Here is a 5762-nt window from a genome sequence, read left to right on the forward strand (position 1 = left end):
CGTGCCCGGCCTGGTCGGCGCACCCGTCACCAGCGTGGGTGGTTGCCAGAACTACGCCCAGGGCGGTGCCCGCGTCACCAGCCCGGTGGGGCCGCACAGCGTGGCGTTGCAGAACGCACCGTTCTTTGGCACCACCATCGGCATGACGGCCACGCCAGTGCAGACGCAAATCACCACCCATTTGTCGCGCACGGGCGGCAGTTTTAGCGGCACCGAACTGGTCACGGTGATGGCGGGCGCCAACGATTTGTTCATGAACCTCAATGCCGTGGCAGCTGCCGCGCAAGGTGGCAACGCTGCCGTGGGCGCTGCCCTGGCCGCCGGTTGGAGTGAGGCTGCCCAGACCGCCGTGGCCGCCGGGGGCGCGGGCGCCGTGGATGCCGCCGCCGCTGCCGCCGTGCAGAACATGGCACAGGCAGGCGCTGCCCTGGCCACCCTGGTGCGCCAGCAGGTGCTGGCCAAGGGCGCCGGTCAGGTGCTGGTGGCCAACGTGCCCGATGTGGGCAACACCCCGCTGGCCCTGGAGCGCGATGCCGCCACGCGCCAGCTCATCACCACCCTGGCCGTCACCTTCAACACCCAGTTGCAGACCGGGCTGCAAGGCGCCTCCGTGGTCTGGGCCGATGTGTTTGCCCGGGGCCGCGAGCAAGTGGCCGCGCCCGCACGCTTTGGTCTGACCAACCTCACCGGCATGGCGTGCAGCACCGATGTGGCGCTCAACCCGCTGGGCGGCAGCTCTTTGGCCTGCACCCAGCGCAGCACCACCGCCGCCGACACCGACGGCTACCTGTATGCCGATGACGTACACCCCACGCCCCGGGGCCACCGCCTGATTGCCGATTACGTGATCGAGCGCCTGGACAGCGCAGGCGCGCTCTGAGCTTTGCCGCCGCCGTGATTGGCGGCTGAACGCAAAAAAAGGACGTGGGGTACACGTCCTTTTTTTGTGTGGGCGGGGCGCGCTTACCAGCGTGCGCGCAGCTTGTCGTAGGCGTAGGTGCCCAGCTGGCGGTGGGCCGAGGGCGTCAGGTACACCGCATCGGCAAACACGTAGCGGTCTGCGTCGGCGCCTGGCAGCAAGGTGGCCGAGGTACACAGGGCCGAATTGACCTGCCCCTGCCCGATGCCAATGCCGTTGCCCGCGTCCACCGAGGTACACACCGGCGTGGTCGCGTTGTTGAACGAGAACGACGAGGGCGAGGACTCGTACAGGTTCACGTAATAGGCCGCATCCACATACAGCACATGCTGGCTCTGGTCGTTCAGGGCCACCAGCAGCGCTTCATTGAAGCGGCTGCTGGCCTGGCTGAGCAGGGCCTCCTGGCCTATGGATTTGGCCCAGGGCGTTTTGCCCAGGTCGTAGGTGCCCGTGACGGCGATGTGCGAGGCGCCTGCCGCCACCAGCCGGCGCACCTGCGCGGCCAGCGCCTGGCCGTTCAGGCGGGCGTTGGCCACAAACTGGTCGGGCGTCTGGGTGCCCGCGCGCACGGCGGCCATGCCCACGATCAGGTCGCTGATGCCGCCGTTGACCAGCAGCAAATCGTTGGGCGCCAGAGTTTTTGTGGCCAGAAACTCGTCAATTTGGGCGGTGACGGTGCGCGTGCCGGGCTTGCCAGCGGCATCCGTGGGGTCGGTGATGCGCACATTGCCTTCCGCAAAGCTGTGCAGGCCACCGGCGGCCGAGCCGTTCTTTTGGTAGTGGTCCAGCAGTTGCAGCGTCCAGTTGTTGGCGCTGGCGTTGTTGACGGTGTAGCGCTGGTTGCCCACATAGCTGTAGCCGTCGCCAAAGGCAATCAGCTGCTGGGGTTTGAGGGCGGACTCGATGCTGCTGGAGCCGCAGGCCGCCAGCAGTGCGGCCGACGCACATGCGGCGACCAGGGCGGTGCGGCGCATCCAATTTGCTGCCATGTTGTGTTCTCCGGTGTGGTGGGGGGTCAGTGTAAGCGGGGGGTGGTGCGGTGGCCGGGCGTGTTCAGGCGGCGGCGCGTTGCAGCCGGTCGCGCACGCCTTCCCAGTCGGGGGTGTCGGGCGGGGTCTCGATCCAGATCAGGCGCACGCCCGCGTCGTCAAAGCTGCGCAGGGCGGCAAACAGTTCGGTGGCGGCGGTGGCCGCATCGGTGGGCATGCGCCGCAGCAGCACGCCGCCGCTGGCACTGTGCAGGCTGGCGCGGGCGTACACCGCCAGGTGCGCGGCGTCCTGGCCCAGCACGTCCAGCCCCGCTTGCAGTGCCTTGGCATCCATCAGCCGCACTTTGGCGCTGGGCGCATAGTGGGTCAAAAGTGTGCCTGAGGCGCGCGGGGTATGCGCAGGCAGCTCTTCTTTTGAGAGTGGGCGCAGGCCGCAAGCGGCGGCGATCTGGTCGCGCGTGATGGCGCCGGGGCGCAAGAGCACGGGCACGCCGCGCGTGCAGTCGATGATGGTCGATTCGATGCCCACGGCGCAGGCGCCGCCATCGAGCACCAGCAGCGCGTCGCCCAGCTCGGCCTGCACATGCGCGGCGGTGGTGGGGCTGACGCGGCCAAAGCGGTTGGCACTGGGCGCGGCCACGCCCCACACGGGGGCGCCGCCCAGGGCCGGGTCGCTGCTGGCGCAGGCGCGCAGCAGGGCCTGGGCCACCGGGTGCGCCGGGCAGCGCAGGCCCACGCTGCCCTGCCCGCCGGTGGCCGCAGTGGCCACCCCCGCCAGGCGCGGCAGGATGAGCGTGAGCGGGCCGGGCCAGAAGGCATCGACCAGCGCCTGCGCAAACGCGGGCACCTCGCGGGCAAAGTGGGCCATGCCGCTGGCGTCGGCCACATGCACGATCAGCGGGTGGTCGCTGGGGCGGCCTTTGGCGGCAAAGATTTGTGCCACGGCAGCGTCGTTGCCCGCGTCGGCGGCCAGGCCGTACACGGTTTCGGTGGGCAAACCGACCAGCGCGCCCGCACGCAGGGCGCGGGCAGCGGCAGTGATGGAGTCGGGCAGGGTGCCGTCAACAACCATGGCGGCCTCAGAACGGCGCAATGCCCAGCAGCGCGGCCGCTTGCAGCGCGGTGGCGCGTGCGGCTTCTGCCGTGGCGGCGGTGATGTTCAGGTGGCCCATCTTGCGCCCGTGCTTGGCCTGCGTTTTGCCGTACAGGTGCAGGTGCGTGCCGGGCAATGCCAGCACCTGATCCCAGGGCGGCGTGTGCGCTACATCGCCATGGGCAAACCACAAATCGCCCAGCAGGTTGAGCATGACGGCGGCGCTGTGCTGGCGCGGCTGCACCAGCGGCAGGCCCACCAGGGCGCGCACTTGCAGCTCGAACTGCGAGACGTCGCAGGCGTTCTGGCTGTAGTGGCCGCTGTTGTGCGGGCGCGGTGCAATCTCGTTGACCACCAGACTGCCGTCTTGCAGCACAAAAAATTCCACGCACAGCACGCCCACGTAGTGCAGGCCGGTTGCTATCGATTTGGAAGCTGCTACCGCTTGCTGCGCAAGGGCTGGAGGCAGATTTTGTTCATACACCTCGGTCACGGCCAGGATGCCGTTGCGGTGCAAATTGCGCTGCACCGGCAGGTTGACCACGCTGCCATCGGCGCCGCGCGCCACGATGACCGAGCACTCCAGCGCCAGCGGCAGCATTTTTTCCAGCACGCAGGGCACCTGGCCGACCGAGTCCCAGGCAGCGGCCAGCTCGGCGGGCGTGGCCACGCGCACCTGGCCTTTGCCGTCGTAGCCCATGCGGGCGGTTTTGAGGATGCCGGGCAGCAAATCGCCGGAGATGGCGGCCAGTTGCGCGGCCGTCTCGATCACCGCATAGGGCGCGCAGGGCACGCCGCAGCGCACAAAGTGGGCTTTTTCCTGGGCGCGGTCTTGCGCCACCGCCACGGCGCGCGCCGCTGGGGCCACGGGGCACTGCCCGGCCAGCGCCGCCAGCGAGGCGGCGGGTACGTTCTCGAACTCGGTGGTCACGGCGTCGCTCAGCGCGGCCAGGCGCGCCAGGCCGTCGGGGTCTTCGTAGCCGGTCTGGATGTGGTGGTGGCTGACCAGCCCGGCGGGGCTGACCGGATCGGGGTCGAGCACCACGGTGAAGTAACCCATGGCCTGCGCCGCGTGCGCAAACATGCGGCCCAACTGGCCGCCGCCCAGCACGCCCAGCGTGGCGCCGGGCAGCAAAACCCGTGGCGCCGGGGCGCTGCCGGTGGCTGCGGCGCAGGCGCCTTCGGGGGGCTGGGCCACGCGCAAGGGGGTGGTGTGATCGGTCATGCGGCGGGCGGCAGGGTCATGTTGCGCGCTACCTCGGTCTGGGCGGCGCGGAAAGCCTCCAGGCGCTGGCGCAGTGCGGGGTTCTCGTTGGCCAGCAGGGCCACGGCAAACAGCGCCGCGTTGGCCGCGCCCGCCGTGCCAATCGCAAACGTGGCCACCGGAATGCCCTTGGGCATCTGCACGATGCTGTGCAGCGAATCGACGCCTTGCAGGTGGCGGCTGGCCACCGGCACGCCCAGCACCGGCACCGTGGTCTTGGCGGCGATCATGCCCGGCAGGTGGGCGGCGCCGCCCGCACCGGCAATGATGGCTTTCAGGCCCCGGCCCGCAGCCGCTTCGGCATAGGCAAACATGTCGTCAGGCATGCGGTGCGCTGAAACCACCCGCGCCTCGTGCGGGATGTCGAATTGCTGGAGAATCTGCACTGCGTGCTGCATGGTGTCCCAGTCGCTGCTGGAGCCCATGACCACACCGATCTGGATGGGGTTCATAGTGTGTGGAGAGCGGTGCGCCATGCTGGCCGCTGGCCGCCAAAGTGTGAACCCGCGATTTTACTTTTTGCCACCCACCCCCGTTCCCTCCCATTCCCTCCATCGCCAGGAAGCTTGAGCCATGATTGACATCACCCTCGAAAATTTTGAAGCCGAAGTGCTGCAAGCGTCCATGCAGGCGCCGGTGCTGCTGGACATCTGGGCGCCCTGGTGCGGCCCCTGCAAGCAACTGGGGCCGGTGCTGGAAAAGCTCGAAACCGACTACGCCGGGCGCTTCATCCTGGCCAAGCTCGATGCCGACCAGGTGCCGCAAATTGCCGGTCAGCTGTCGCAAATGCTGGGCGTGCGCAGCATCCCGCTGTGTGTGCTGTTCCACCAGGGCCAGCCGGTCGATGGCTTTACCGGCGCGCTGCCCGAGGCCGAGGTGCGCGCCTTTCTTGACAAACATGTGCCCAGCGCCGCCGAGGCCGAGGCGCAAGTCGAAGAAGAACAAGCCCTGGACGCCCTGGCCGAGGGCGACACCGACACCGCCCTGGAAAAACTCCAGCACGCCGTGGCCGCCGACCCGGCCAATGACGACGCCCGCTTCGATTACGTCAAGCTGCTCTTGCAACTGGGCCGCGAAGACGACGCCAAAGTCGCCTTTGCCCCGGTGATTGCCAAGGCGGGCACCTCGCGCAAGCTGGGCGCGCTGAAGGCGTGGATGGATGCTCTTGATTTTGTAGCTACTAGCGCAGGTGGCGCGGGCGCTGGGGCCGAATTTGATGCCAAAATTGCCGCCAACAAGCGCGATTTTGACGCCCGCTTGGGCCGCGCCCGCTGGCTCATCGCCCAGCAGCGCTGGCAAGACGCCATGGACGAGCTGCTCGAAATCCTGATGCGCGACAAAGCCTGGAGCGACGAGGCCGCGCGCAAGCTGTACGTGGCCATCCTCGAAATCATCGAGCCGCCCAAGGTGAAAGTGGCCGACGGCCAGATCCCGCCCGAAGACCCGCTGGTGGCCACCTACCGCCGCCGCCTGTCCAGCGTGGTGCTGAGCTGACCG

Annotated in this window: 6 protein-coding genes; 2 read left to right on the plus strand and 4 right to left on the minus strand. The window is 68.7% G+C overall.

The window, feature by feature from the left end; genetic code table 11:
* Positions 1-880 (plus strand): SGNH/GDSL hydrolase family protein (locus PHX69_RS14895; protein WP_288044735.1); only part of this gene is annotated, 880 nt, incomplete at its 5' end.
* Between the two features lie 83 nt (positions 881-963).
* Here PHX69_RS14895 and PHX69_RS14900 read toward each other — a convergent pair.
* From PHX69_RS14900 to purE, 4 genes are all read right to left on the minus strand, one after another.
* Positions 964-1908, minus strand: a complete 945-nt coding sequence (locus PHX69_RS14900; RefSeq protein ID WP_288044737.1) for an SGNH/GDSL hydrolase family protein — start codon at positions 1906-1908, stop codon at positions 964-966.
* Between the two features lie 64 nt (positions 1909-1972).
* Positions 1973-2980, minus strand: coding sequence for an L-threonylcarbamoyladenylate synthase (locus PHX69_RS14905; protein ID WP_288044739.1), 1008 nt, complete (start codon positions 2978-2980; stop codon positions 1973-1975).
* Between the two features lie 7 nt (positions 2981-2987).
* Positions 2988-4226 (minus strand): 5-(carboxyamino)imidazole ribonucleotide synthase, encoded by a 1239-nt coding sequence (locus PHX69_RS14910; protein WP_288044742.1) that lies wholly within the window; start codon positions 4224-4226, stop codon positions 2988-2990.
* Entirely contained in the window at positions 4223-4717 is a 495-nt protein-coding gene (gene purE, locus PHX69_RS14915; RefSeq protein WP_288044745.1) for a 5-(carboxyamino)imidazole ribonucleotide mutase, read from the minus strand. Before purE ends, PHX69_RS14910 begins: the two co-directional genes overlap by 4 nt.
* 121 nt (positions 4718-4838) lie before the next feature.
* Between purE and PHX69_RS14920 the strand changes: the two genes are divergently transcribed.
* On the plus strand, positions 4839-5759 hold the full coding sequence (locus tag PHX69_RS14920) for a tetratricopeptide repeat protein (protein ID WP_288044747.1): 921 nt from the start codon (positions 4839-4841) through the stop codon (positions 5757-5759).
* Positions 5760-5762: the final 3 nt, after the last annotated feature.

The sequence above is a fragment of the Simplicispira sp. genome (assembly GCF_028687295.1).
Lineage (GTDB): Bacteria > Pseudomonadota > Gammaproteobacteria > Burkholderiales > Burkholderiaceae_C > Simplicispira > Simplicispira metamorpha.

Excerpts from the sequence above, each read along its gene's own strand:
- PHX69_RS14900 (WP_288044737.1), bottom strand. The coding sequence starts at position 1,908 with ATGGCAGCAAATTGGATGCGCCGCACCGCCCTGGTCGCCGCATGTGCG.
- PHX69_RS14910 (WP_288044742.1), bottom strand. The coding sequence starts at position 4,226 with ATGACCGATCACACCACCCCCTTGCGCGTGGCCCAGCCCCCCGAAGGC.
- purE (WP_288044745.1), bottom strand. The coding sequence starts at position 4,717 with ATGAACCCCATCCAGATCGGTGTGGTCATGGGCTCCAGCAGCGACTGG.
- PHX69_RS14905 (WP_288044739.1), bottom strand. The coding sequence starts at position 2,980 with ATGGTTGTTGACGGCACCCTGCCCGACTCCATCACTGCCGCTGCCCGC.
- PHX69_RS14920 (WP_288044747.1), top strand. The coding sequence starts at position 4,839 with ATGATTGACATCACCCTCGAAAATTTTGAAGCCGAAGTGCTGCAAGCG.